Source organism: Flavobacterium sp. DW-iso2, assembly GCF_058725285.1.
This window is the reverse complement of sequence record NZ_JBZXDY010000007.1, coordinates 1-24,879: the sequence shown is the minus strand read 5'-3', so window position 1 is coordinate 24,879 and position 24,879 is coordinate 1. Positions and strand designations below refer to the sequence as shown.

Below are 24,879 nucleotides of genomic sequence, written 5' to 3'. Positions count from 1 at the left end.
TTTTTTATTGGAGAACTATGGTACTACGCTGTTCCTTTCAATATTTTATTCCAATACAACCAAGGTAATATCTTGGTTTTTAGTATCCACATCGACCAACGCGGTTTTGCTTGGTCAAATGGAAAAGTCATTTTTGGTTTATTATCATAATCAAACTCAGCCAGCATTAATTTTCCGTATTCTGTAGGAATAGGGCAAGCGCTGTAGCCATCATATTTTTCTGTAGGCGCTTTGCCTTCTATTATCGATAAAAGATTATCAACCACTACAGGAGCTTGTTTTCGTATTGCCGCTCCAGTTTTACTGGCAGGTGCGTTGATGCAATCCCCTAATGCAAACACATTAGGAAAGCGAGAGTGCTGCAAAGTGAATTTATCAACTTCCACGAACCCTAAAGGACTGTTGGGATCAGCCAACGGACTTTTTTTAATAAAATCGGGTGCTGATTGCGGGGGTACTACATGGCAAAGATCAAATTGCATTGAAACTTTTTTTGTTTCCTCTTTATCATCAGTGGCAGCAATGGCGTAACAAGAAGCATCAATTGTGGATAAGCTTTGTTTTATTGTTTCATCAGTATCTTTAGTCTCGTATTCCACTGTTTTTGCCGCCCCGTCAATTGCTGTTACATTAGCGCCAAAATGAGTATTAATTTTATATTTTTTTAATACTTCTTTAAGTGTTTCGGCATATTCGGGTACGCCAAAGATGCCGGCTCCTCCAGATATATAATGAACGTCACATTTGTCAAGGATTCCTTTTTTTCTCCAATAATCACAGGCTAAATACATTATTTTATGAGGAGCGCCACCACATTTTATGGGTGTTGAAGGATTTGTAAAAATAGCAGTTCCGCCTTTAAAGTTCTCGATAAATTCCCAAGTTTTTGGCGCAAATTCAAAGGAGTAATTACTACTAACATTGTTTTTACCAAGAGTTTCTTTAAGGCCTTTAATTTTGTCCCAGTCTAATTGGATACCTGGGCTTACAACTAGATATTGATACCTGATTTCTTTTCCGCTTTGGCAGATCACTTTGTTTTCAGTGGGAACAAATTCAGTAACGGAATCAATAATCCAGGTACTATTTTTTGGAATATAATCCTTTTCTTTTCTTCTTGTTTTATTGATGTCATAGATACCGGCACCCACTAATGTCCATGCGGGTTGGTAATAATGTTTTTCTGAGGGTTCTATGATTCCTATTTTTAGGTCGCTTTTTTTACGAAGTAGTTGAGAAGTAACAGATAGTCCTGCATTACCGCCGCCAATAATTAATATTTGAAAATGTTCTTGCATGATTGATAAGTATTAGATTTACTACAATAGTACAATATTAGTTACTGTATTTCAGTGACTTATGTTACATAACATTTATTTAAAAAAAAGTTCTTTGACGATAATATAGATTCCCATCACTAATACAAACCATCCAAAAGCGGGTTTCAATTTTGCTCCATCAATTTTTTTAGACAATTGGGTTCCAATAAACATTCCAACAATAGCCATGGCCGAAATAATGAACAGTAATTTGTAATTCAGATCGACACCTCCTAGTAAGTCACCTCCAAAACCAATTAAAGAGTTGATAAATATGATAAATAGTGAAGTTCCTACAGCTTGCTTCATTGGTAAATTAGCAAAAAACAATAATGCGGGAATAATTAAAAATCCGCCACCAGCACCTAAAAATCCAATTATTAACCCAACAAATAGTCCAATGATAGAAAGTATCAGAAAATTAATTTCTTTTGTTTCTTTGACTTTTTTTGTTTTTCGAATCATAGAAACGGAGGTGGCAATCATAAGAAAAGCAAACACAATCATGATCAACAAGTTCTTAGTGATATCAAAATCGTCAATAGAAAAGAGAATATCGGGAAGTAGTGGGAGAATAATTTTTCGTACAAAAAGTAAAGATAAAATAGAAGGAACTGCAAAAATCAGTGCCGATTTAATTTTTAAATTACCCAATTTATAGTGACTAAATGAACCTATCATTGAAGTGAATCCTACTATGAATAAGGAATAACTAGTTGCTTGCTCAGGATGTATTTTAAAAAGGTATACTAAAATGGGTACAGCCAGTATTGATCCACCACCACCTATTAGACCCAAAGAAAGACCGATGATAATTGAAGCTAAATAACCAATATATTCCATCTGTTAATTTTTCTTACAAAGGTCGTCCCTATTTATTTTGCATACAGTAACAATTGTCACATAGGTCATTTTTTTTAGGCCAAAAGTTCTATATGATTGCGATGTAATTTTACTAATTCGCGTTGTTCCATTTTTTTGAGCAATCGTGAAATCACTTCTCTGGACGTATTTAATTCTGTCGCAATTTCTTGGTGTGACAATTTTAAATCTTTGCAACCGCAGGCATCTGAATTGCGTTTCAAATAAAACTCTAAACGCTCGTCCATTGCCCTAAATGCAATACTGTCTACTACTTCAAGTAATTCCTCAAATCGGATGCGATATGTAAAAATTACAAATTCATACCAAGTACGGTGTTCCATCATCCATTTTTCCATTAAAGAAAGCGGCACCATTATCAATTCTACATCATCAACAGCCTTAGCCATTATTTGGCTGGTTTGACTTTTAGTAGCACATATCATCGAAACCGCACAAGCTTGTCCCGGTTGCAAATAATACATTAGAAACTCGCCACCATTTTCCCCTTCTCTAAAAACCTTCAGCTGACCTTTAGTAATCAACATAGTATAGTTGATATACTGACCAGTTCGCATGATGACATCTCCAGCTTTAAAGGCTTGAATTGATGCATTGTTTTGAATATCCTGAATCAACTCATTGGAAAAAGTAGGGAACGTTTTTTTTAAAGAATCTTGCATTTTGAGTTTTGGTTTGAATTAGCTTTGATGTGCAATAATGTAAAAGTACGTTAATTATTGAATAAGTTAAAGGAACGGATGTAGTAGTTCGTCATCTTATTTCTAACGGTATCGTCTCTGAAGAATTGACAATTCCCCTATCGATTTAGTGGACTATTTTTGATAATTAATAGTGAAGTATATAATTGACTGATTATTAAATAGTCGCGAAAACGTTTTCACTGATTTATTATTTAATTCTAAAATCGTAGGTTTATTGTTATCAAAAAACATCGTAAATTTACAAAAAAACAGTTTTATGAATTTATCACAAGAAGATTGGGCTTCTCAACTTGAAGGAGATGCAAACGCGGTAATCCTAGATGTACGTACAGAGGATGAATACAATGACGGAATAATCTCCAATGCCATAAATATCGATATCCATCAGGGGCCGGTTTTTGTTTCTGAAATTGAAGCTTTAGACAAGAGTAAAAACTATTATGTCTATTGTCGTTCAGGTGCTAGAAGTGCCAAAGCCTGCGAAGTAATGAATGAATTAGGAATAGAAAACGCCTTTAATTTATCGGGAGGGATTTTAGGCTGGGACGGAGAAATCGTGTCGCCATGATGCTTTAAAGAGACTAAAGTCTATTGCTATAACTAATAAAACATAATATCAAAAAGAACCAAAATGAATGCAATACCGGAAGAATTTCAGATTAAAACTTTATTAAATCAAGATACTTATTTAGTAAATGGGGAGTTGAAAAAATGGGAAGGTCAAACATCAGCCGTGTTTTCCACAATTTCATCTTCAGAAAAATATGAACCAACAATATTAGGCTCTGTTCCATTTATGGGAGAAAAAGAAGGCCTCGAGGCAGTGCATGCTGCAGATGTGGCGTTTAATAATGGTCAGGGATTATGGCCTACTATGAGAGTTAAAGATCGTATCAAATGTATGAGCCGTTTTGTTACTCACATGGAATCAACTCGTGAGGAGGTGGTAAAGTATTTAATGTGGGAAATAGGAAAATCACTTACTGATTCAAGAAAAGAATTTGATCGAACCGTCGAATACATCTATGATACCATTGAAGATTACAAAAAATTAGACCGCAATAGTGCTCGTTTCACTAAAAGTCAAGGGATAAATGCTATGGTACGTCGTGGCCCGCTTGGTGTTGTGCTGTGTCTTGGACCCTACAATTATCCTTTAAATGAAACATTTGCGCTGCTAATTCCCGCTTTAATTATGGGAAACACAGTAGTATTCAAACCGGCAAAACATGGTGTTTTATTAATTTCGCCCTTATTGGAAGCTTTTAAAAACAGTTTTCCAGCGGGTGTTATCAATATTGTTTATGGTCGTGGTAGAGAAGTGGCTGCTCCTATTATGAAATCAGGAAAAGTAGCGGTTTTGGCTTTGATTGGAAACAGTACATCAGCTATTGCATTGCAAGATCAACATCCTAACAAAAACAGATTGCGTTTGATTTTAGGCTTGGAAGCCAAAAACCCTGCGATAATTTTGCCGGATGCCGATTTGGATTTAGCCATTCAAGAATGTATTGCTGGAAGTTTGTCCTTCAACGGGCAGCGCTGCACCGCTTTAAAGATATTATACGTTCATGAAAGTATTGCTGAAGAATTCAACAAACGATTTGCTGCCAAAGTGGATGCACTGATTTTTGGAAACCCATGGGATAAGGAAGTTGTCTTGACTCCATTACCGGAGAAAGAAAAACCGGCCTATATTCAAGAATTAATTGATGACGCTATCGATAAAGGAGCCAAAGTAATTAATGAAAAAGGAGGGGAGCATACACCTAATTATATCTTCCCTGCGGTTTTATACCCAGTCAACAAAGAGATGCGTGTGTATCATGAAGAACAGTTTGGACCAGTAGTGCCTATTATTACTTTTAAAGACATACAAGAGCCTTTAAATGACATGGCGGAGTCAAATTACGGTCAACAAGTAAGTTTGTTTGGAAAAGATATTAAAACCATCGCGCCGCTTATCGATACCTTAGTAAATCTGGTATGTCGCGTAAATCTGAACAGTTCTTGCCAGAGAGGTCCGGATATTTACCCTTTTACAGGACGAAAAGATTCGGCTGTAGGAACCTTGAGTATCCACGATGCATTACGTTCATTCTCTATTAGAACTTTTGTGGCTTCAAAAGACAATGACTATAACAATGAAATTTTACAAGCCTTATTGGACAGTGATCAATCTAATTTCATTACAACCGATTATATTTTATAAACAAAAGTATTAAAATTGAAACCGCCTAATCTTAAAAAATTAGGCGGTTTTTTTATGGAGTTAATTTCTAAAGCTTTTTATTCTTTTTTCTTATTTCTAGATAATTATTGTTACAATAAGTGGCTTATTGATACTAATGGTACATTAGTATTCATTTTATTTCAAAAAATTAATCATGAGAAAAAAAATAATTTTATTAGTACTGTTAGCGGTGGCATTTTTTGCACAAAATAGTTTTGCTCAAGAACTCTATACTCCGCGAAATATAAAAGAAGCCTATTCAAACGGCAGTCGTTCCAAAGACGGAAAGCCGGGAGATAAGTATTGGCGAAACCACGGAAAATACACCATGGAAATTAGTGTAGATCCAGATACAAAAATGGTGAGCGGAACGGAAAGTATCGTTTATGAAAACAATAGTAAGGATACTTTAAAAACAATAGTAATTCGTTTTGTAAACAATCTTCATAAACCCACCTCACCGAGAGGAGGAGAAGTAAGCCCTGATTTTTTATCAGCAGGATTAACAATTACTTCTTTTAAAATTGATGGCGAAGTTTACAATGAAAATGCTAAAAATTGGGGAACCGTTGGTACTGTTAAACTAAAAAAAGCATTGGTACCTAATAGCAAAACTACTTTAGATATTGACTGGAATTACCCTTTGTCTAAAGAAAGTGGCCGCGAAGGACAAATTGATGAAACTACATTTTTTGTAGCATACAGTTACCCTAGAGTTTCCGTTTATGATGATTATAATGGCTGGGATAAATTGCCGCACACAGATCGTCAGGAATTCTATAATGACTTCAATGATTATAGTTTTTCGATAAAAGTACCTAAAAATTATGTAGTTTATGCTACAGGAGATTTACTAAATCCTGATGCCGTTTTGCAAGCTGAGTTTTCAAATAGATTAAAAAAATCCTATACCTCTGATGCCGTTATTCATATTGCAAATGAGCAAGAAATGAAGGAAGGTAAAGTTACTTTGCAAAACGATTGGAATACTTGGAAATTTGAAGCGAATGACATTTCAGATGTATGTTTTGGTTTGAGTAGTCATTATTTATGGGATGCAGGAAGTGTCATTGTAGACAACAAGACCAATCGTCGTGTGAGTACTCAAGCAGCTTATGATGTAAAAGGAACTGATTTTATTAACTCGGTAAAAAACAATAATTACGCTTTGGCTTGGTTTTCTAATAATTGGCCTGGAATTCCTTATCCTTATTCTAAAATGACTGCCTTTCAAGGTTTTGCTGATATGGAATATCCAATGATGGTAAACGATTCTCAAATGGGAGATGCTGTTTTTGCTCAGTTGGTACAAGATCACGAAATCGCTCATACCTATTTCCCTTTTTATATGGGAATTAATGAAAGCCGCTATGCATTTATGGATGAGGGTTGGGCAACAACATTAGAATATCTTATCGGAATTGCAGAGCATGGTAAAGATGCGGCAGATAAATTTTACAAGCAATTTAGAGTAAATCGCTATATAAATGATAAATCTGCCGAAGAAGATCAGCCTATAATTTCGATGTCAACTCAACTCTCAGGTGCGGGGTATGGTAATAATTCATACGGTAAAGCATCACTTTCTTATTTGGCTTTAAAAGATTTATTGGGCGATGATTTATTTAAAAAAGTGTTACACAATTATATGGAAGACTGGAATGGTAAACATCCTATTCCTTGGGATTATTTCAATTCGGTAAATACGAGTTCAGGTAAAAATTTAAATTGGTTCTTTAATAACTGGTTTTTTACTAATAATTATATTGATGTCGCTGTTGCAAATGTGAATTCGAATAGTAAAACACAAACAATTTTAATCAAAAACGAAGGTGGATTTGCGATTCCGTTTGATGTAAATATTGTCTATGCAGATGGGACTAAAGAAACAGTTCATGAAACACCAGCTATTTGGGAAGCCAACCAAAAAACAGCAACGATTAGTTTTAAAGGAACTAAAAAGATGAAGTCAGTAACACTAGATGGCGGACTTTTTATGGATGCTACACCACAGGATAATACTTGGACATCTAATTAATAATTCTAAATTAATAGCTTTTAAAAGGTTAGAAAAGTATCGTTATCAGTAACGAGACTTTTTTTTATGGAAATATGTGCCGTTCTGAAATCGCTACGGGAGAGAAAGTAATATAAATTCTACTCTTATTTTTTTGAATCAAAAAAAAATTTAAGTATCTGATTTTCAGCATTTATCGTTATATTTACTTAGCGTAATTAACTTTAAAAATAATAAGATGAAAAATAGTAAACAATTGATGATGTCAATTTTAGTAATAGTTTCTACTGTTGCATTCTTTTCATGTAAAAATAATAAAACTGAAAAAGTAGCGGAAATGAGTACAATGGAAGAGGTTGATATTACCAGTATAGCATTCATGCCTTTTAAGGTTATTGTAATGAAACACGATGTTGCTGATTACAATAAATGGAGGGCAGCGTATGATGCGCACGATTCAATCCGAATGACCTATGGAATTTCGCATTTTGTTATTGGTAGAGGGATGGATAATCCTAATACCATCATGGTAATTGATAAAATGAACGATGTCAATAAAGCAAAAGATTTTAGCATGCTGCCCAGCCTGAAGGATGCTATGAAGAAAGCGGGTGTAATGAGTACTCCTAAATTCGGCTTTTATGAAGTAATTCGAAATGATGACTCAAAAATAAATCTGAAAGACAGACTAATGGTAACCCATCGTGTAAAAGATTTTGACGCTTGGCTCAAAGTGTATGATGAAGAAGGAACAATCAAAAGAATGGAAGGAGGCTTAATTGACAGAGGGATGGCAAGAAGTTTGGATGATCCTAATGTGGTGACTTTAGTATTTGCAATCTCAGATATGGATAAGGCTAAAGCAATGATCAATTCAGAAGCACAAAAAAAATTGATGATCGAAGCCGGAGTAGAAGGCATCCCTGAAATGTTCTATTATAAGTTGGTAGAATAAATTCACGATATTTATAGAACCGTAAAAACATACCTTCTTGCGGTTTTTTAATATCTATTATATTTTTTTTTAACTTTTAATGAGATAAAACAATAATGGAGGTTTTATTTGCAAAAGGAATTTAGGATGTTTGTATATTTTTCGCGGTTGATAGGTTTGACTATATATTCTGTCGCTTGATGTATGTTTTCTGCTTTAATAAAGTCATCCGGATTTTTTGAAGAACTAACGATATAAATCGTTATTTCTTTTTCAATTTTCGACTTGAGTTCAATATATTTATTTAAGAATTGCCAACCATTCATAACTGGCATATTAATGTCAAGAAATATAATATCAGGAAGAGTGTCGATTTCATCGAGGTTATGATGGATAAAATCGATGGCATCTTTTCCATCTGAGAATATAATAGTTTTGTGTTCAGAATTAATTGATTCGATCAGTCTTTTAGCGATAAATTGGAAAATAGAATCGTCATCAATAACTGCAATAATTAATTTTTTGTCCATAAGATAGTTTTAAAATATAATTTCAAATTTTGTTCCAATATCAACTTTGCTCTCTACGCTTATACTACCGCCCATTCCTTCAACTTGGGCTTTAATGAGAAAAAGTCCAACTCCTTTGGCATCAGGATGTTTATGGAAAATTTTGTTAAACCCAAAGATATCCTTTCCATGTTCCTCTAAGTCGATTCCTATTCCATTATCAGAAACCGTAAGTACTACTCCATCGTTAATGATGTGGGTTTGAAAATGAATTGTGATAGTTCGTAGAGGAGAACTATATTTCAAGGCATTGCTCAGAAGATTTTGAATTATGCTTTCTAAGTATATAGCTGAATATTCCATAGCTGCCACCTTCGAAAAATCACTTGTAATTAGAGCTCCGTATTTAATAATATCTCCTTGTAAAGAGTCAACTACATTTAAAAAGCAGTTATGGAATAATAAGTTTTCTTTTTTCTTTTTCAAATCATTTTTAACGGAAATGCCGTTTAACAAATCATTTAATGTCACATCAAGATTATTGACTATTATTTCAAATTTTTCTAACAGCAAATATTTGTTTTCATTAGTTTCCTCTTCTTTATAAATATCTAGGAGAGAATGTAAATTACTCACCGGTGCTCTAAAATTGTGAGACACGACATATGCAAATTCCTCTAACTGTTTATTTTGTTTAGTGAGCTTAGTTGTTCGCTCCGTGATTTTTTTTTCAAGATTATTGTTTGCTAAAATAATTTTACGTTCAGCTTCTTTTCTCTGGTCGTCAATTTTATTTAAATTCTCTTTAGTATAGTAGATTATAAGTAATGTAATTAAGATATACAAACTTTCCAATAGCGCATTTGCAGATGCTGCGTTCATTAAGCTCGATTTTGCAAGCACTGTTCTTAAATATCCTAAGGCTAAGAAAGAGATTAATATTTTTGGAAAGATAGAACGACTAATTTCATGTCCTATTTTAGAACCAGTAAATGTTGCTGCAAATCCCAGACGGGGTTGAACCCCACAGATCATTATAGACAATAACATAATCACAAAAGCACCATAAATCGAAAAATTCCTAAAGAAGTAGAGTTGATCTAAACTTGGGAGGTCATCTGACAAACCTAATATTGCAACAAATGAAATAAGGGTAACGAAATGTAAAGCAGCTTGTGCCGTTTGATTAAAAAATTTATATTTTGAAATTATACCCAGAAATGAAAAACCTATTAATGTAAAGCAAAGTACACTCGCTATGCTAGGTTTTACATTGGTATACCGATCAATTATTAGAGTATCAAAAAAATTATTAAAAGAAAATGAATTGAGAACGTCTAGATCTAGGTGTAGGATGTAAAGTAAGTTTAAAACCCCATTTGTAACGATTAGTATTGAGCAATATTTAACAAAAGCTCTGTTTTTTTTATTAGTTGTAAAATATAATAAAATACATAATAGTATTAGATTTATTGAAGAATTTATATGAATCGGTATGGACAAGGGGTAGGGTAAATTCATATAAAAATTTAATTGGAATAGATAGCCTATAATGCTAAGTACCCCCACAACCCCAATTACGACACTTAGAATTTCTACTCTTTTTTTATGTAGCAAGGTCATTTATAAGTGTGTATTAATAAAAATATTTGTTATTATAATTGAAGATAAAGTAAAACACTTGTTAATTAGTGAAGGTACTGAAAAATCATTCCTCAGAGCGGTTTTAAATGTTATGATATCAAAATTTATGAGTTGTTTAGCGCTATTAAAGTTATATCGTGGGTTGTTGTTAACAAAAAGGATTTGTGACATCAAACAAAATCTAAAAATTCGTTTATTAAATATAGAAGCAAGTAATACAGTTATTAAATTTTAAATGTACGGAGAAATAATTGTACACTATAGGATAAAATTTTAGAATACAGGTTTTTGTTTATGGAATTAAGTTGTTAAAGTCTGAATGTAGATCGTAACTAATAAAATGAATTTGTTGCGCCTAAAAAACTTTGAAATACAGATTAAAAGATACTCGTTATGTAGAAGGCATTGATCCATTACATAAGATGTATGATGATAGAGGTATAGCAGTAAGATGGTTCTATTAATGACTCAATAGTCTGAGGGTTTGATAATACTAATATTTTAAATCTCAGATATTGATAAGGTTAAAGCAATAATCAATTCAGAAGCACAGAGAAAATTGATGATCGAAGTCGGAGTAGAAGGCATTCCTGAAATGTTCTATTATAAGTTATTAGATTAGGAGTCACGCTAAAAAATAGATTCAAAGTCGTTTTGTTTAAAAGGAACAGGGCGGTTTTTTTATCGAATAGAATTTATGTAATAACAATTCTATTTCGAAGAAATAGGGAATCGATATATAGCTTCGACCTTTAAAAATGCACTATAGTCTAATTCAGAATTTAATTTAGTTCTGTTGTTTCCAAACTTAAAAGGAGTAATTGATAAATTAATTTTATCGTCAACAGCGTATACATCATAACTGTTTGTTGAATACCCAATTTTTAAACGTAAAAGAAGATTTTTGTCCAACGAATTATTTTGGAGGTAGGATGAAAACTCTAAAGAATTATTTTCTAAATAAGTTGTTAGCGCTTTGTCGTTTTGAATTTTGAATGTTTCAGAGTTTCCTTTGTAGTCGATTCCGAGTCTCGTTTTATTGGAAACACCAAAATTCACATCAAAGAGCCCCGGTATTAGTGCACTAATTTCAAAACCAGAATTAGGGCTGATATAGTAAATACCTACTAAGGGAGTAATATAAAAACCAAAGGCTTCATTTCCAGTATATAGTCCAAATTTATAATTGAAGTTCTTGCGCTTTTTATAAGTCCATACCGCAATACCGCCGAGATAAATATCGTCTGAACTTATATTTTTATAATCCGAAGATAATATTGGTAATAAGACATAAGTACCGATCCATTTATCCGAGTGGTCTGTGGCAAAACCTAATTTAAGACGAGTATAGTATAGATTACTGAAATTAGAATCAGGAAATAATTGTAGTTTTTTAATATTGAAATCAAACCCAGTGATAAGGGCAGTTTTTTCATTTAAAACAATTGGCAAAGTTATTTTAGAGTCAAAAATAGAAATAGAAGTACTTTTAGAACTGTTTGTAAAATTAGTATCTCCCGATTTAGAATAGCTTATATTTAAGAGATCCACATATTGTTGTGAATTACTTAGTAACGGAGAAATCAGAAACAGGAAAAGAAGTAATTTATTTACCATTTTATAAATCTACCTTTTTTTAATACACGAAAAGTTTATTTTTATAGTCTGCTAGTGTTTTTGCTTTATTTTAGGATATTTAATATTAAGTAGTTATGTTTAAATAACCAGTACAATACAGGTTGGGAATTCCCCACTAAATCCTGTTGATATTGTTACATAAGGACAAAACAAAAAAGAATTAAAAAATAGTATAATTAAGAATAATAGGGAGTGATCGATTACTGTAATTGCCGAAAGAGTGGTGGCTCAAGTTCCATTTTCCAGTAAAACAATAGCTTGAAAGGACAGAGAATGCGATTAAATGATGGAATGAAGATGTAAATGTGATCTTCTTTCTATTTCGTGTTTACGGTATATTAAATTAATTGTTTAATTTAGTAGGGTCAAAATGGATTTTGTAAATAGTAATCCAGCTACAGCGATAGGGTGTTCTTTCAAATAATTGCGGTACGCGTAGCTTGTAAAAAAATAGTATTATCAAGAAAAAAATAAAAATAGTAAAAGAAAATATCCACGAGAGACTCCATCGTGAACCTTACTTTACGCATCCTAGATTGAAGTTTATCCCTAATATTGTGGTAAACCTGATTAGCTTCCTGCTTTCTTTAGCAGTGGTTGTAAGTGTGCTTTATTTTGTTCTGAAATATTTGATTAATAAATTTTATCATTTAAATTAATTACAAATTCCACTTTAAAAATTTCATCGTAAAACATCTCTTGGTCACTTTATGCCGTGGTGGATTTCCCTTCTGTGGATAAGGGGTTTGACGCGTCATGCTCACTTTTTTTTAATTTACTGATGTGCGTTGTACCGTCGGTCTGTGGAAATAGAATAAGGCGGATAGGAGATGATATAATTTTTACCACACCGTCAAAAAATCAATAATTATAAGTATTAATCTACAATTAAATACTACTTTCGGGTAAAGTTACTTTATATGCTGCGTCCCTCGATTTATATTTTATTGCTTTTGTTTTCGATCGTATCTTGCCAAAAAGACACTAAAGCAGTTTCTGCTAGTGCTAAAAACAATAAAAGTAAACGTAGCATCCAAGCCCAAAAATACTCTGAACTAGGCGATTCGTTTAATAGCAATAATAAAGTCGATAGTGCTTTCTATTATTATAATAAGTCCAAAGAATTATTTGAAATTGAGGGGAGCAGTCCTTATATTACCTATAATGTTATTGTAATGGCTCAAATCCAGCAGACCTATGGAGATTATTATAGTAGTGAAGAAACCTTGACGGAGGCTTTACCTTATATAAATAATGATTTGCAATATCAAATGGCCGTAAATAATTTATTTGGCATTGCAGCAGAAGAATTGATGAATTACGATGACGCTATTGTCTACTTTACCACAATTTTAAAAACAGCAATCGATTCCGTATCTAAAGCAACAGCGTTAAATAATATCGCCACGGTTTATATGGAACAAAAAAAGTACGGAAAGGCTGTTGCTCTTTTACAGCCCATTTTAAAATCTGATATTTTAGATACGTTACCGAATAGAAAAGCCAGGATTATTGATAATCTGGGATTTGCTTATTATAAAAACAATCATATTCCAGAGGGACTAAGCTTAATGAATCAGGCTTTAACGATCAGGACTAAAATTAATGATTCCTATGGGAGTATTGAAAGCTATTTGCATTTGGCCGATTTTTATAAAAATAGAGATCATCAAAAATCGAAGGAGAATGCATTACAGGCTTATAAAGTAGCTACAAAACATCAAAGTATTGATGAACGACTAGAGGCATTAGAATTCTTAATGTCTTACAATCTGGAAAAAGGAGTAAATGATTATGCTACTATGTTCATCAATCTTAACGATAGTATTAAAACAGTACGCAACAATGCCAAAAATCAGTTTGCTAAAATTAAGTATGATTCGAGAAAAACGACTTTAGAAAATATCAAATACAAGGGACTAAGAGCAGAAACTTTACTCCAACTGGAAACACAAAAAAGTCAGAAGTATCTCTTAGTATTTGGATTCTTGCTTTTACTTGGAACTATAGCGTATTTGATTAATTATTATAGAAATAGAAACAGACAAGTACGCTTAGAAGCGAGTTATAATACCGAAACCCGAATTTCTAAAGAACTCCATGATGAACTCGCCAATGATGTTTTTTATGCGATGACTTTTGCCGAAACTCAAGATTTACAAAATCCGGTAAAAAAGGAAACACTTATATATAGTCTTGATAAAATATATATTAGAACACGAAATTTCTCTAGGGAGAATAGTACTATAGAGACAGGAGAAAGTTTTGAACAGAATTTAAAACAAATGCTAAGTAGCTATAAAAGCGACAGTGCCGAAGTCATTATTAAAAACGGAAATCCAATAGATTGGTCAAAAGTTCAAACTGAAAAAAAGATAGCGTTGCAAAGAGTATTACAAGAACTCATGGTCAATATGAAGAAGTACAGCCAAGCTAGTTTTGTGGTAATTGGGTTTGATTGCGATCAAAAAAATCTAAAAATTGACTATTCAGATAACGGAATAGGATTCTCGGAAAAACTAGTGTTGAAAAATGGGCTCCAAAATGCAGAAAACCGTATTCAGGCAGTCAACGGAATAATTACTTTTGACTCTCAAATTAATAAAGGTTTCAAAGCAAAAATTGTAGTTCCAAAATAGCATAAAGTATTTTTGCGATAGTTTTGATTCCAGTTCTATTGATGATAGAGTGAAGGTAAATCAGCAACCGTTCTTTGAAAAGGTTTTTATTGCTCTTTTTAGTATGTAGCTTTCTAACTTTACTTTTCGAATGTTTGTTTGAGCTTGCCACTACCGATAGAGCCTTTTCGACTTAATTTTCGGACTATTTAGCCTATATCTTATAACGATGAGTATCAAAGCTGCAGCACATAGTCATGGTTAATTTGTAACTTTGGCTATAATTTATAAAAGACAAACAAACATATAGATAATGAAGAATACAAAACTCCCAAAAATACTTATCACTGGAGCAACAGGACAGGTTGGTGGTAAAACTATTGAATTTCTTTTATCTAATAATGAAATAGAAATAGTTGCAGCAGTACGATCTAAAGAAAAAGCAGTTCCATTTACAAATAGAGGAATAGCCACGGTCATTCTTGATTTTGATGACGACAGTACACACTTGCCTGCTTTTGAAGGTATAGATCGTCTGTTTATGGTAACAGCTTATACTGTTGACATGTTACGCCAAAGTAAGGTATTATTAGACAATGCTAAGAAAGCAGGGATTAAACATGTTGTACATTTAGGAGCTTGTGGACCTGATGATGCAACTGTAGGGCATTGGGTGTGGCATCAGTTGGTAGAAAGATATGTTGAGTGGGGTGGTTTTTCCTTTACGCATCTACGCCCTCAGGATTTTATGCAAAATTTATTAAGCTATGGAAGCGAAAAAGCAACAAACAAAGGAGTCCTTAATGCCTATGTTGACTGTGCCTGTTTGAGTTGGGTCGACGTTGATGATGTGGCACAAGTTGCGGCATTAGCTCTAGCTCATCCGGAATTGCATAGTGGCAAAACGTACAGACTTAGTTATGACGCAAAAACCTTTGATGAAATTGCAGAATTAATGACATCAATTCTAGGGAAGCCTTTTCGATACGAGCCACTTTCGCCTGAGATTTTTTTACAAAAAATGAAAGATGCTGGAGCAGATATGGCTTATATGAACTGTGTATATGATCATTGGAAACAACATGCAAACGGAACTATTCCTGGAGCCAGTGATACTTTCGATAACTTTTTTGAAATCACAGGAAAAGAGCCAACAAGATGGGCTGATTTTATTAAAAAACATAAAGAGGAATTAGTATATTAAATTGCCTTATTTCATGTATTTTTTTTGGCCACAGATTCACAGATGATAAAAATAATTTTTTAATCTGTGAATCTGTGGCAATTATTTTAGAGTTACTGTTAGGATCCCGTTGTTTCGTTTATTCGAACTCCGATTAAATAAAATAACAAAAGACTAAAAAGGAATACAAAATAAAACAGCTATCTTTGGAATATATAAAAAAGGAGTAATCATGGGAGCTTTAGAATTAAGAGACAGTCTGTTACAATACATCAATCAAGCCGATGAACGTCTTTTGAAAGTAGTAAAAGCGGTAATGGAAAGTTACTGGGAAGAGGAAGTTGTGGCTTATTCAGTCGATGGAAAACCACTAACAAAAATTGCTTACAAAGAGGAATTGAAAGAAGCAATAGCCGAAATAAAAAGAGGTGAGTTTACTACTCAAGAAGATTTAGAAAAAGAATCAGAAAACTGGTAATGGGTAGATTAAAAGTAATTTGGACGAATAAGTCGAAAGAGCAATTAAAAATAATTCACAACCACTACAAAGTAGTCTCGCCACAAGGAGCAAAAAATATTAAAGATGCTATTTTAAAGGCAGGAAGAGAATTGGTTTTTACCGAACAATACCAACAAGATGAAATAGAACTAGAATGTAGGAGGATTATTGTCAGTCATTACAAGTTGATTTACACTGTAGAAGAAGATACAATTTGGATTTTACGGATTTTTGACTGTAGAAAAGATCCTAAAAGTCAAGTAACTGAGAAATAGAATTTACCGCTCAAAATTAGCGGTTTTTTTATGTTTAAAAATTAAGTTTCTAAAATTTCGCTATCACTTGGCAGCTTCCTGAAGAGTTCCTAAATTCACTTAAGTGGGCAAATATCTCCTGACTTTGTATCCGTTCCAATTCACAACAATTTCCTTAACATGATTGTATTTGATTAGCGTTGGCCTTAAATGGTATGCTGTTAAATCACTAAGACATCTTATACCGTGGCAGATTGACTTCCTGCGGATAAGGCGCTCGGTGGGTCATGCTCACATCTTCTTTAATTTGCTGATGCGCTTTGTATTGTCTGTCGGTGGAATTAGAATATCGAGGGTCTGGGATGAACGGCATTTTGGCCATTTTGCTTATGGTAATAGTAGGGAAGTGGTAATCGACTTCCACAGTTCCCAATAACAAATAACAACCTCCGCCCTGAAAAGGATATTTCTGTAAACTATCAGAAAAATGAGCTGTGTCAAAGAATTCTCCTTTGGCATCAATCCAGGTTCCAAAATACATTGTCCCTCTTTTAGTAGGGACGTGTTTCCTCGAAATAAGATACGCCAGCATTTTTACCGTTCTTTTATGATACTGCAATAAATCTTTGGCTAATACAGTACCGCGGTATTTTGTTTGCAACAAATCGAAAGGGGAACAGGAAACCGGAAAACTGAGTAATTCTATTTCGTCGAAGGCGTCTTCAAAAGGAGAACGTTCCAGTACCGGAAGCATGTATTCCTTAACCGGTTCTTGAAGCAACATTAAATTCCGATTTTCCGGTTTGAAATTCACAAGAATCAATCTGGCAATGACAAGCAATTGATTTTTTGTTTTGGATGTAAAACGGAAGGCACCAATGAAAATCAAGATCTGGATTCCCTCTATACCAATCGGAATGCGATTGATGAAATCTTCGAGCGATTGATATTCACCGTTCGTATTGCGCTCTGCAATGATACGATGCGCTGTTTTAGATTCGAGTCCTTCGAGTTGCATCAAACCGAGATAAACGTCAACGCCATAAACGGTCGCTTCATACTCGCTTTTATTTACACAAGGAGTATTAATGATGCCGCCGGACATTTTTGCCTCATGTACATACACTTCCGTTCTGTAAAAACCGCCTTGGTTGTTGATAACCGCCACCATAAATTCTACGGGGTAATACACTTTCAAGTACAAACTTTGATAACTTTCGACTGCATAAGAGGCCGAGTGTGCCTTGCAAAAGGAGTAACCCGCAAAAGACTCTATCTGTCGGTATATTTCCTGACTGAGCGCTAAAGGATGTCCTTTTAGGGCACAGCACGCAAAGAAGTTGTCTTTTACTTTTTGCAATGCTGCAGTGGAGCGTCCTTTGCCACTCATCGCCCGACGTAGAATATCTCCATCTGAGGCGGGAACTCCTGCAAAGTGTAGTGCAATTTTGATCACATCTTCCTGATACACCATTACGCCATAAGTTTCTCCCAGATGTTCTTTGAATGTTTCGTGGAAATATTCGAATTGATCGGGGTGGTTGTGTCTAAAGATGTACTCCTTCATCATACCGCTTTGTGCTACTCCCGGACGAATAATCGAGGATGCAGCAACTAATATTTTATAATCTTCACATTTGAGTCTTCGTAATAAGCCACGCATGGCGGGACTTTCGATATAAAAACAGCCAATAGTTTTTCCAGTGCTTAAAAACGCATTGCATTTTGCTTCATTTTTGGACAATGCCGTATCTCGAATATTGACTTCTATCCCGCGGTTTTTTCGAACTAGTTTTACGGTATCATCAATATGACCAATACCACGCTGGCTTAGAATATCAAATTTTTCAAAACCAATATCTTCGGCAATGTGCATGTCAAACAACACAATGGGAAAGCCTTTCGGCGGCATTTCTAAAACCGTATAATTTGTAATAGGTTCTTCTGAAATTAATACTCCGCAAGAATGCATGCTCCGTTGATTGGGGTATTTTTCGAGCAGCATACCGTATTTCTGTACCAATGCAACTACCGAATTGTTATCGTGTAACTGCATTGGATTTTTAGCCAGTGCGTCCAACTCTTCTTTGGGTAAACCAAAAACTTTACCCACTTCGCGGAATATCGAGCGGTATTTGAATTCTACATTCGTACCACAAAAAGCCACATGATCTCGACCGTACCGATTAAAAATGTATTCGAGAATAATATCCCGTTCTTTCCAACTCCAGTCAATATCAAAATCGGGCGGACTTTTGCGATTCAGGTTTAAAAAACGTTCAAAGTACAAGTCCAGTTCGAGCGGGCAAATAGCTGTAATACCCAGACAATAACTCACGATGCTGTTGGCACCGCTTCCTCGACCAATATGCATAAATCCCATGCTGTTGCTGTAGCGAATAATATCCCAGGTGATTAAAAAATAACCGCTAAATTTTAACTCATGGATGACTTTCAATTCTTTCTCTACTCTAGCGCGTGCCGGAAGATTATTGTTGCCATATTTCTTTATTAATCCTTGGTTGGCAAGGCTTGTCAGGAGTTGGATATCGTTTTCTCCGCTTTCTGTATAATTGGTTTTGTTTTTGGGTGTTTTGAATTCGAATTCAAAATTACATTCGGCAATGATGCTTTCTGTATTTTCAATAATTTGGGGGTAATCGCTAAATTTTTCCAATAGGTTTTCCAATGGAATCATCGTTTCTGATGTTTGGCAATAATCAGCTTCGGTAAGTTTTGATAAAATGACATTGGTATCAATTGCCCGAAGGATTTTATGTAGGTTAAATTCTCTCTTAGTCCGGAAAGTCACCGGCTGTAAAACCACCATTTTATCCAGCTTGCTTTTCCATTGATTATGAAATAGCATAGGAAGCTGCTCTGGACGCATACCCAAAAATTCAAAATCTCTAAAAACATCAGGGGCATTCTCGATTGGATATATAATACTTACATTATGAAATTCCGGTGCTTGAGCGGGTAGAGGCGTTTTATCAAAATTATGCTGGGTCAGAAAACGGTTCATTTCGGCAAGGCCTGCTGCGTTTTTGGCTAAGCCAATGTAAAGCAGTTTGTTGTTGTATCTAAATTCGATTCCAACGATGGGTTTTATAGCAACAGCCTGACATTCTTTGATAAAATCATAGATACCAGTAACCGTGTTGATATCAGTTAATGCCATGGCTTTTACACCGCATGCGGCGGCCAGTTGCACTAATTCAGTTAAGGGAATAGTACCATAACGCAGGCTGTGATAAGAGTGACAGTTGAGGTACATTATTTGTTTTTTACTTTGAGAGTGGCACCGGCACAACGGGCTACAGCATCAAAACCGTAGCGTTTTTTCATTCGATCCATCGCCTGATACAACGACAACATTTCCTCCGTATCTTCAAACATATTGATTTGGTAAGTTCCGCGAACTAATCCGCTAAAGCGAATACCAATTAGCCGCAACCGCATGCGACGCTGATACAACTTATCGAATAATTCGGTGACACTTCTTGTCAAAGTATGATCAGCCGAAGTGTATGGGATTCGGCATTGCTTTGTTTCGGTATCAAAATTAGAATAGCGTATTTTTATCACGACCGTGGAGGTAAGCCATTCCTCTGAACGCAACTGAAAAGCGAGTTTTTCGACCATACCTACCAGAATTGATTTTAATTTTTGAATGTCGATAGTGTCCTGTCCAAAGGTGTGTTCCGTCGAAATTGATTTTCTCTCTGTATAAGGCTCCACCGGATTGTTGTCAATACCGTTTGCTTTTTTCCAAATATCGATTCCGTTTTTACCTATCATTTGCTGCAGCACTTCTGCGGGCATTTCTGAAAGTGTTTGTATGGTTCGAATGCCAATGCGCGACAGCAATTGAAAAGTAACGTCGCCAACCATGGGAATTTTTTGGATGGACAACGGATTCAAAAACGTTTTCACCATAGTTTCTGGGATTTCTAGTTTTCCAGTTGGTTTTGATTCTCCGGTTCCAATTTTTGAAACCGTCTTGTTAACAGATAGTGCAAAACTTAAAGGCAATCCTGTTTCTTTTGTAATGGATTGTGAGAGTTCGTTAGTCCATTGGTAACAACCATGAAACCGATCCATTCCTGTAATGTCCAAGTAAAATTCATCGATGCTTGCTTTTTCTACAATAGGTGCTTTCTCTTCAATAACTTGAGTAATATCATGGGATAATTTAGAATACAATTCCATGTCTCCTTTCATAACTTTTGCTTGCGGACAAAGGCGCAGCGCCATTTTAATGGGCATCGCAGAGCGAACACCAAACGTTCGGGCTTCATAAGAACAAGAAGCGACCACACCTCTGTCACCACCACCAATGATAAGTGGTAAACCATTTAGTTTTGAGTTGGTTAACCTTTCGCAGGACACAAAAAAAGTGTCCATATCCATGTGTACTATTGACCTTGCCATATTGATTTTGTTTTTCAAATTGTACATCTATCCATTTCATCTAAAATTTTTTCCGGCAAATTTGAACTACAAAATTAGTACAGATTATAACAAAATACAGTATATTTGCTGTTACAAATTATAACAAAATCACTATGTCTTTATTTTCCGACAACATCAGACAGCTAAGAATTAAAAAGGGTATTTCTCAGGAAAAACTAGCTCAAAATCTTTTGATTACAAGAGGAAGGTATGTCAAATATGAAGACGGTAGCTCTGAACCTCCGTATGATATTTTGAAGAGAATATCGTATTATTTTCATGTCAGTATTGATATTTTACTCTCGGTTGACGTACAGAAAATACCCATTGAAGACTTGCTAAAACTGGGAGACAACAGGATATTGTTACCCATAACCGTTGACCAGCAAGGGGAAAATATTATAGAAATTGTTCCTCATAAAGCGCAGGCAGGGTATCTTAGCGGGTATGCCGATCCGGAATTTATAGAAAGTTTACAACATATTTCGCTTCCGTTTTTACGAAACGGAAAATTCCGAGCCTTTCCTGTAGATGGAGATTCGATGCCGCCACATAAGAAAGGTTCGTTTATCGTAGGGCAATATGTAGAACGATTGGGTGATGTAATGGACGGAAAAACGTATATCGTGATCACTAAAAGTCAGGGAATAGTGTACAAACGACTGAACAAAAACGGAAAAAACGCATTGATGCTACATTCTGACAATACGATTTATTTGCCGTATGAAATTAAAGCTTCGGAGATTCTGGAAATTTGGCAGTATGCCTGCAGTATCGCTACTAATGAGTTTACACCAGATGATTTGAGTTCAGAGAGTTTAAAGGATATGTTTAGGGAATTGCGAAGAGAAATTCGAGAAGTAGGGAATAAAATTAATTAAAGAACAGAACCGCTGTAATATCGCTTTGGCTTATGGCAATTTTAAAATTAACATTAGGTTTGCGATTTGGCAGTAAGTGTTGATCCAACGGAAGCGACTACTACAAAAACAACAGCTACCACCTCGTTAAGAGCAAGGTATTCCTGCAAGAAAATCAGCGCGCAAATAGAAGCTGCCGCCGGCTCTAAACTCATTAAAATACTAAATGTACGAGCTGGAAGTTGGCCAAGTGCTTTCATTTCTAATGTAAAAGGAATGGCACTAGACAAAAGAGCAAGCGCTACTCCTAAAGAAAGAAATGTAGGGGTGAGATTACTGAATCCGTTTCCCATAATTCCAAAAGGCACAATCAATAGTGAAGCAAAGAGCATTCCGGTCGCAACTGCTTCTCCATCTTTCATTACTTTTGAAACTTTCCCGCCCAAAACAATATAAAAAGCCCAAAAGGCTCCTGCCAATAAAGCAAATAAAACACCTAAAACGTTTATTCCGTTATTTGTCCACGGAGCAATCAAAACAATTCCTGCTGCTGCCAGAAGTACCCACAAATAATCAATGAAACGTTTTGATCCAAAAACAGCAACCAGTAACGGGCCAATAAATTCTAGTGTTACCGCTAGTCCAATGGGAATACGCTCTATTGCCATGTAAAAAATTAAATTCATCGCTCCAAGGCACAAACCATAAGGAATTACAACTTTCCATTGTTTAGGGGTAATCTTGAAAAGGTTTGGTCTATAAACTGCGAAGAGTATGATAGCCGAAATACCTATTCTCAGGGAGGCAGTTCCAGCTGCTCCGATGGCAGGGAAAAGAGTTTTTGCAATTGCTGCACCAGACTGAACACTTATTATTGCGAAAAGTACGGCTGGTATTGGAGGTATGTTGGATAGTTTGTTTTTCACTTTATTATAGAGATGTAGAAAGACAAAACTACAAAATTTATAATTTGAAAAGGGGGGCATTTTTTAATTAAAGTAATCGTTGTTACGGTTTTTGATTACTTTTGGAATAAAAAGAAAACAATGGGTTTCAAACATTTATTTAAAGCAAAATTGAATTGGTTTTCCACCAAAGACGACGAGGTTTCAACTTCTAAAATTTACAGTAAAAGCCATACCGTTACCATTGAAGGGAAGCCGATTTTGAATGTTTCAGCCGCCAAAGCGTTCAAAGGAGATCCAAATTTGTATAATCCAGAAGATTTGCTCCTAAGTAGTGTGGTTTCCTGCCATATGATGTCGTACTTATATGTATGTGCTCAAAACGGAATCGAAGTGCTTTCATACACTGATAATGCTGAGGCTACACTTGAAGTTTTAGATAACGGAAGCGGACGCTTTATTGAAGTTCGCTTGTATCCAAAAGTGACCATAACACAAAAAGATAAAGTAGCAGAAGCGATCACTTTACATAAAAAAGCAAATGAACTTTGTTTTATTGCTAATTCCTGTAATTTCCCGATTATTCATGAAGCAAGTTGTGAAATAGGATAATTTCGTAGAAGTTAAATAAAGAGTTTGTAAGGTTTCGGATAATTTATTTACCTATAATTGCTCTTCGGGTTCTATTTTTTAGATGAAGAAAGAAAAAGAGTCCAACTAAAAGTGAAAGAGGTAATTATGAATACAGCTAGGGAAGAAACAGCATACGAGGAAGTAGCAATAAACAAAATGGCTAAGAAAAGAAATATTGAAACAATTTTTCTTCGTGCTAATAAAAACAATTTAAGAGATTCTACATAAGCCATAAATCTTGAAAAACCGAAGTTTTTATTTAGATGCTGGCTTGCTAAAAGAGTAAAGTCTAAAAATTGATGAATTACGCGAAAATAAGAGCTACCACTTAGTTCAAAATGCGGTAATTTATTGGTTGGTTTTTTCATTAGTTTTTTTGATTTACTCAAAGTTACGAATTCAAATTTGAGTCTCCTACTTTTCAACCAAGAACTAACAATACAATTGCGCTATCGGGGGTGCTTTGGATGATGGAACGAGCAGGTAAAAAAAATAGCAATGTAAAGCATAGACAATTTTGCTTCGCCAGTTCGCACTTTCAGGCTCGGGTGGCAACAAGATAATCATCCAATAGAGATTTGGTCGCTAAAGGTTTTTGAGCAAAAGCTTAACTATATTCATCAAAATCCTGTTGAATCAGGTTTTGTAACTGATCCAATAGGTTGGAAATACAGCAGTGCTAGAAATTATGGAAATAATGACCAAACACTTTTAGAGATAGACGTGAATTGATTTATAATGTGGGCACGAGCGGGACGCTCGCGCTAGCGGGGGACTATATTGATTTAGCAAGTAGCCCAAAGTATAATATCGAAATACGTTTTAAACCAGAATAAATTTAATAATTATGGAAATAAATAGTAATGAATATAATCTATATAAAAACATTGATTTCGTAAATAGATATGAGGTTTTAAGTGCTGATTTTCAATTTGAGGATAGATTGAACTATTCCAATAATGAAGTTTTAATTTTAATAGCTGGTCTTGGCTATAAATCTAAATATGTAAAAAATAATGATTTTTTTAAGATTGAAGAAACAAATAATGGGATAAAATTTTATTTGAACATATGCTTAAAATACAGCAATGTTGAATTGATTATAGGTGCAACTGAGATTGCAAAAGACTATTTAATTACTGGAAGTGTTTTTGGTAGATTATATAAACTGATAAAATTTGCAGAAGGTTTTAATGTAGAAGAGAATATTAAAAAACCTAAATTCCGTAATTATGAGGATTTAGAAATAATATTAAAAGAAGCATTTAGTATCTATGAAGATTTTAAATTAGAATTTTATAAGCAGGAATTTCTTGAATAAAACCCCGATAGCGCGATATAGAATTATTATTTTTATCAGAATAGAAAATGAGTATAGATAAATTATTAATTCCAGTTTTAAAAAATATAAATTTTGTTGAAATTATAAATTTAAAAGATGGTATAGTTTTTTGAAATTTTAGATTCAAAAAAATCAGGTTTCAAAAGCCCCCTGCTGGCTTGAGCGTATGCTAGGCGTATGCTAGCGCGAGCGTCTCGCTCGTGCCCACAAAGTAAACACAATATTAATTAAATGAGTACAAAATATAAAT

The 24,879-nt window shown here is 34.5% G+C and carries 21 protein-coding genes and 1 pseudogene; 13 read left to right on the top strand and 9 right to left on the bottom strand.

Annotation, left to right across the window (positions count from 1 at the left end; genetic code table 11):
* Nucleotides 1–23: 23 nt before the first annotated feature.
* The 3 genes from AC4PRO_RS06570 to AC4PRO_RS06560 form a co-directional block, all read right to left on the bottom strand.
* The gene (locus AC4PRO_RS06570) at nucleotides 24–1,298 is read right to left on the bottom strand and encodes an NAD(P)/FAD-dependent oxidoreductase (protein ID WP_492116776.1); all 1,275 of its coding nucleotides are present in this window, start codon (nucleotides 1,296–1,298) and stop codon (nucleotides 24–26) included.
* A gap of 75 nt (nucleotides 1,299–1,373) precedes the next feature.
* Entirely contained in the window at nucleotides 1,374–2,162 is a 789-nt protein-coding gene (locus AC4PRO_RS06565) for a sulfite exporter TauE/SafE family protein (RefSeq protein WP_492116775.1), read from the bottom strand.
* Between the two features lie 74 nt (nucleotides 2,163–2,236).
* Entirely contained in the window at nucleotides 2,237–2,863 is a 627-nt protein-coding gene (locus AC4PRO_RS06560; RefSeq protein WP_492116774.1) for a Crp/Fnr family transcriptional regulator, read from the bottom strand.
* A 298-nt stretch (nucleotides 2,864–3,161) separates the two neighbouring features.
* Between AC4PRO_RS06560 and AC4PRO_RS06555 the strand changes: the two genes are divergently transcribed.
* The 4 genes from AC4PRO_RS06555 (at nucleotide 3,162) to AC4PRO_RS06540 (ending at nucleotide 8,110) form a co-directional block, all read left to right on the top strand.
* Complete coding sequence (locus tag AC4PRO_RS06555; protein WP_492116773.1) at nucleotides 3,162–3,473, top strand: rhodanese-like domain-containing protein; 312 nt, start codon at nucleotides 3,162–3,164, stop codon at nucleotides 3,471–3,473.
* Between the two features lie 63 nt (nucleotides 3,474–3,536).
* Nucleotides 3,537–5,117 (top strand): NADP-dependent glyceraldehyde-3-phosphate dehydrogenase, encoded by a 1,581-nt coding sequence (locus tag AC4PRO_RS06550; RefSeq protein ID WP_492116772.1) that lies wholly within the window; start codon nucleotides 3,537–3,539, stop codon nucleotides 5,115–5,117.
* 175 nt (nucleotides 5,118–5,292) lie between these two features.
* Nucleotides 5,293–7,176: a M1 family metallopeptidase gene (locus AC4PRO_RS06545; protein WP_492116771.1), complete on the top strand. Its 1,884-nt coding sequence runs from the start codon at nucleotides 5,293–5,295 to the stop codon at nucleotides 7,174–7,176.
* Between the two features lie 217 nt (nucleotides 7,177–7,393).
* Nucleotides 7,394–8,110 (top strand): hypothetical protein, encoded by a 717-nt coding sequence (locus tag AC4PRO_RS06540; protein ID WP_492116770.1) that lies wholly within the window; start codon nucleotides 7,394–7,396, stop codon nucleotides 8,108–8,110.
* Between the two features lie 104 nt (nucleotides 8,111–8,214).
* Here AC4PRO_RS06540 and AC4PRO_RS06535 read toward each other — a convergent pair whose 3' ends face one another.
* The 3 genes from AC4PRO_RS06535 to AC4PRO_RS06525 all read right to left on the bottom strand — a co-directional run bounded on the left by AC4PRO_RS06535 (nucleotide 8,215) and on the right by AC4PRO_RS06525 (nucleotide 11,859).
* Nucleotides 8,215–8,619, bottom strand: a complete 405-nt coding sequence (locus AC4PRO_RS06535; protein WP_492116769.1) for a response regulator — start codon at nucleotides 8,617–8,619, stop codon at nucleotides 8,215–8,217.
* Between the two features lie 9 nt (nucleotides 8,620–8,628).
* Nucleotides 8,629–9,723 carry a sensor histidine kinase gene (locus AC4PRO_RS06530; protein ID WP_492116768.1) on the bottom strand — a complete coding sequence of 365 codons (1,095 nt, stop codon included), beginning with the start codon at nucleotides 9,721–9,723 and terminating at the stop codon, nucleotides 8,629–8,631.
* A 1,230-nt stretch (nucleotides 9,724–10,953) separates the two neighbouring features.
* Nucleotides 10,954–11,859: a DUF6268 family outer membrane beta-barrel protein gene (locus AC4PRO_RS06525; protein WP_492116767.1), complete on the bottom strand. Its 906-nt coding sequence runs from the start codon at nucleotides 11,857–11,859 to the stop codon at nucleotides 10,954–10,956.
* Between the two features lie 941 nt (nucleotides 11,860–12,800).
* On the opposite strand from AC4PRO_RS06525, the gene AC4PRO_RS06520 reads away from it, so the two are divergent.
* The 4 genes from AC4PRO_RS06520 (at nucleotide 12,801) to AC4PRO_RS06505 (ending at nucleotide 16,455) form a co-directional block, all read left to right on the top strand.
* Nucleotides 12,801–14,519, top strand: coding sequence for a tetratricopeptide repeat-containing sensor histidine kinase (locus tag AC4PRO_RS06520; RefSeq protein ID WP_492116766.1), 1,719 nt, complete (start codon nucleotides 12,801–12,803; stop codon nucleotides 14,517–14,519).
* Nucleotides 14,520–14,811: 292 nt separating this feature from the next.
* Nucleotides 14,812–15,702, top strand: a complete 891-nt coding sequence (locus AC4PRO_RS06515; protein WP_492116765.1) for an NmrA family NAD(P)-binding protein — start codon at nucleotides 14,812–14,814, stop codon at nucleotides 15,700–15,702.
* Nucleotides 15,703–15,913: 211 nt separating this feature from the next.
* Nucleotides 15,914–16,159 carry a hypothetical protein gene (locus tag AC4PRO_RS06510; protein WP_074722732.1) on the top strand — a complete coding sequence of 82 codons (246 nt, stop codon included), beginning with the start codon at nucleotides 15,914–15,916 and terminating at the stop codon, nucleotides 16,157–16,159.
* On the top strand, nucleotides 16,159–16,455 hold the full coding sequence (locus AC4PRO_RS06505; RefSeq protein WP_083380385.1) for a type II toxin-antitoxin system RelE/ParE family toxin: 297 nt from the start codon (nucleotides 16,159–16,161) through the stop codon (nucleotides 16,453–16,455). Before AC4PRO_RS06510 ends, AC4PRO_RS06505 begins: the two co-directional genes overlap by 1 nt.
* Before the next feature lie 208 nt (nucleotides 16,456–16,663).
* Here AC4PRO_RS06505 and AC4PRO_RS06500 read toward each other — a convergent pair whose 3' ends face one another.
* Both AC4PRO_RS06500 and dinB read right to left on the bottom strand, forming a co-directional pair.
* Complete coding sequence (locus tag AC4PRO_RS06500; protein ID WP_492116764.1) at nucleotides 16,664–19,711, bottom strand: DNA polymerase III subunit alpha; 3,048 nt, start codon at nucleotides 19,709–19,711, stop codon at nucleotides 16,664–16,666.
* Nucleotides 19,711–20,868 carry a DNA polymerase IV gene (gene dinB / locus AC4PRO_RS06495; RefSeq protein WP_492116763.1) on the bottom strand — a complete coding sequence of 386 codons (1,158 nt, stop codon included), beginning with the start codon at nucleotides 20,866–20,868 and terminating at the stop codon, nucleotides 19,711–19,713. Before dinB ends, AC4PRO_RS06500 begins: the two co-directional genes overlap by 1 nt.
* Nucleotides 20,869–21,002: 134 nt before the next feature.
* Between dinB and AC4PRO_RS06490 the strand changes: the two genes are divergently transcribed.
* Complete coding sequence (locus AC4PRO_RS06490; RefSeq protein ID WP_492116762.1) at nucleotides 21,003–21,770, top strand: XRE family transcriptional regulator; 768 nt, start codon at nucleotides 21,003–21,005, stop codon at nucleotides 21,768–21,770.
* A gap of 53 nt (nucleotides 21,771–21,823) precedes the next feature.
* Here the strand turns inward: AC4PRO_RS06490 and AC4PRO_RS06485 are convergent, their stop codons facing one another.
* On the bottom strand, nucleotides 21,824–22,675 hold the full coding sequence (locus AC4PRO_RS06485; RefSeq protein WP_074722722.1) for an EamA family transporter: 852 nt from the start codon (nucleotides 22,673–22,675) through the stop codon (nucleotides 21,824–21,826).
* Between the two features lie 120 nt (nucleotides 22,676–22,795).
* On the opposite strand from AC4PRO_RS06485, the gene AC4PRO_RS06480 reads away from it, so the two are divergent.
* From AC4PRO_RS06480 to AC4PRO_RS06465, 4 genes and pseudogenes are all read left to right on the top strand, one after another.
* Complete coding sequence (locus tag AC4PRO_RS06480; protein WP_492116761.1) at nucleotides 22,796–23,266, top strand: OsmC family protein; 471 nt, start codon at nucleotides 22,796–22,798, stop codon at nucleotides 23,264–23,266.
* Between the two features lie 111 nt (nucleotides 23,267–23,377).
* On the top strand, nucleotides 23,378–23,515 hold the full coding sequence (locus tag AC4PRO_RS06475) for a hypothetical protein (RefSeq protein ID WP_394333761.1): 138 nt from the start codon (nucleotides 23,378–23,380) through the stop codon (nucleotides 23,513–23,515).
* 230 nt (nucleotides 23,516–23,745) lie between these two features.
* Nucleotides 23,746–24,019, top strand: a pseudogene (locus AC4PRO_RS06470) (hypothetical protein); the annotation flags it as partial.
* 115 nt (nucleotides 24,020–24,134) lie between these two features.
* The gene (locus AC4PRO_RS06465) at nucleotides 24,135–24,608 is read left to right on the top strand and encodes a hypothetical protein (RefSeq protein WP_492116760.1); all 474 of its coding nucleotides are present in this window, start codon (nucleotides 24,135–24,137) and stop codon (nucleotides 24,606–24,608) included.
* Nucleotides 24,609–24,879: the final 271 nt, after the last annotated feature.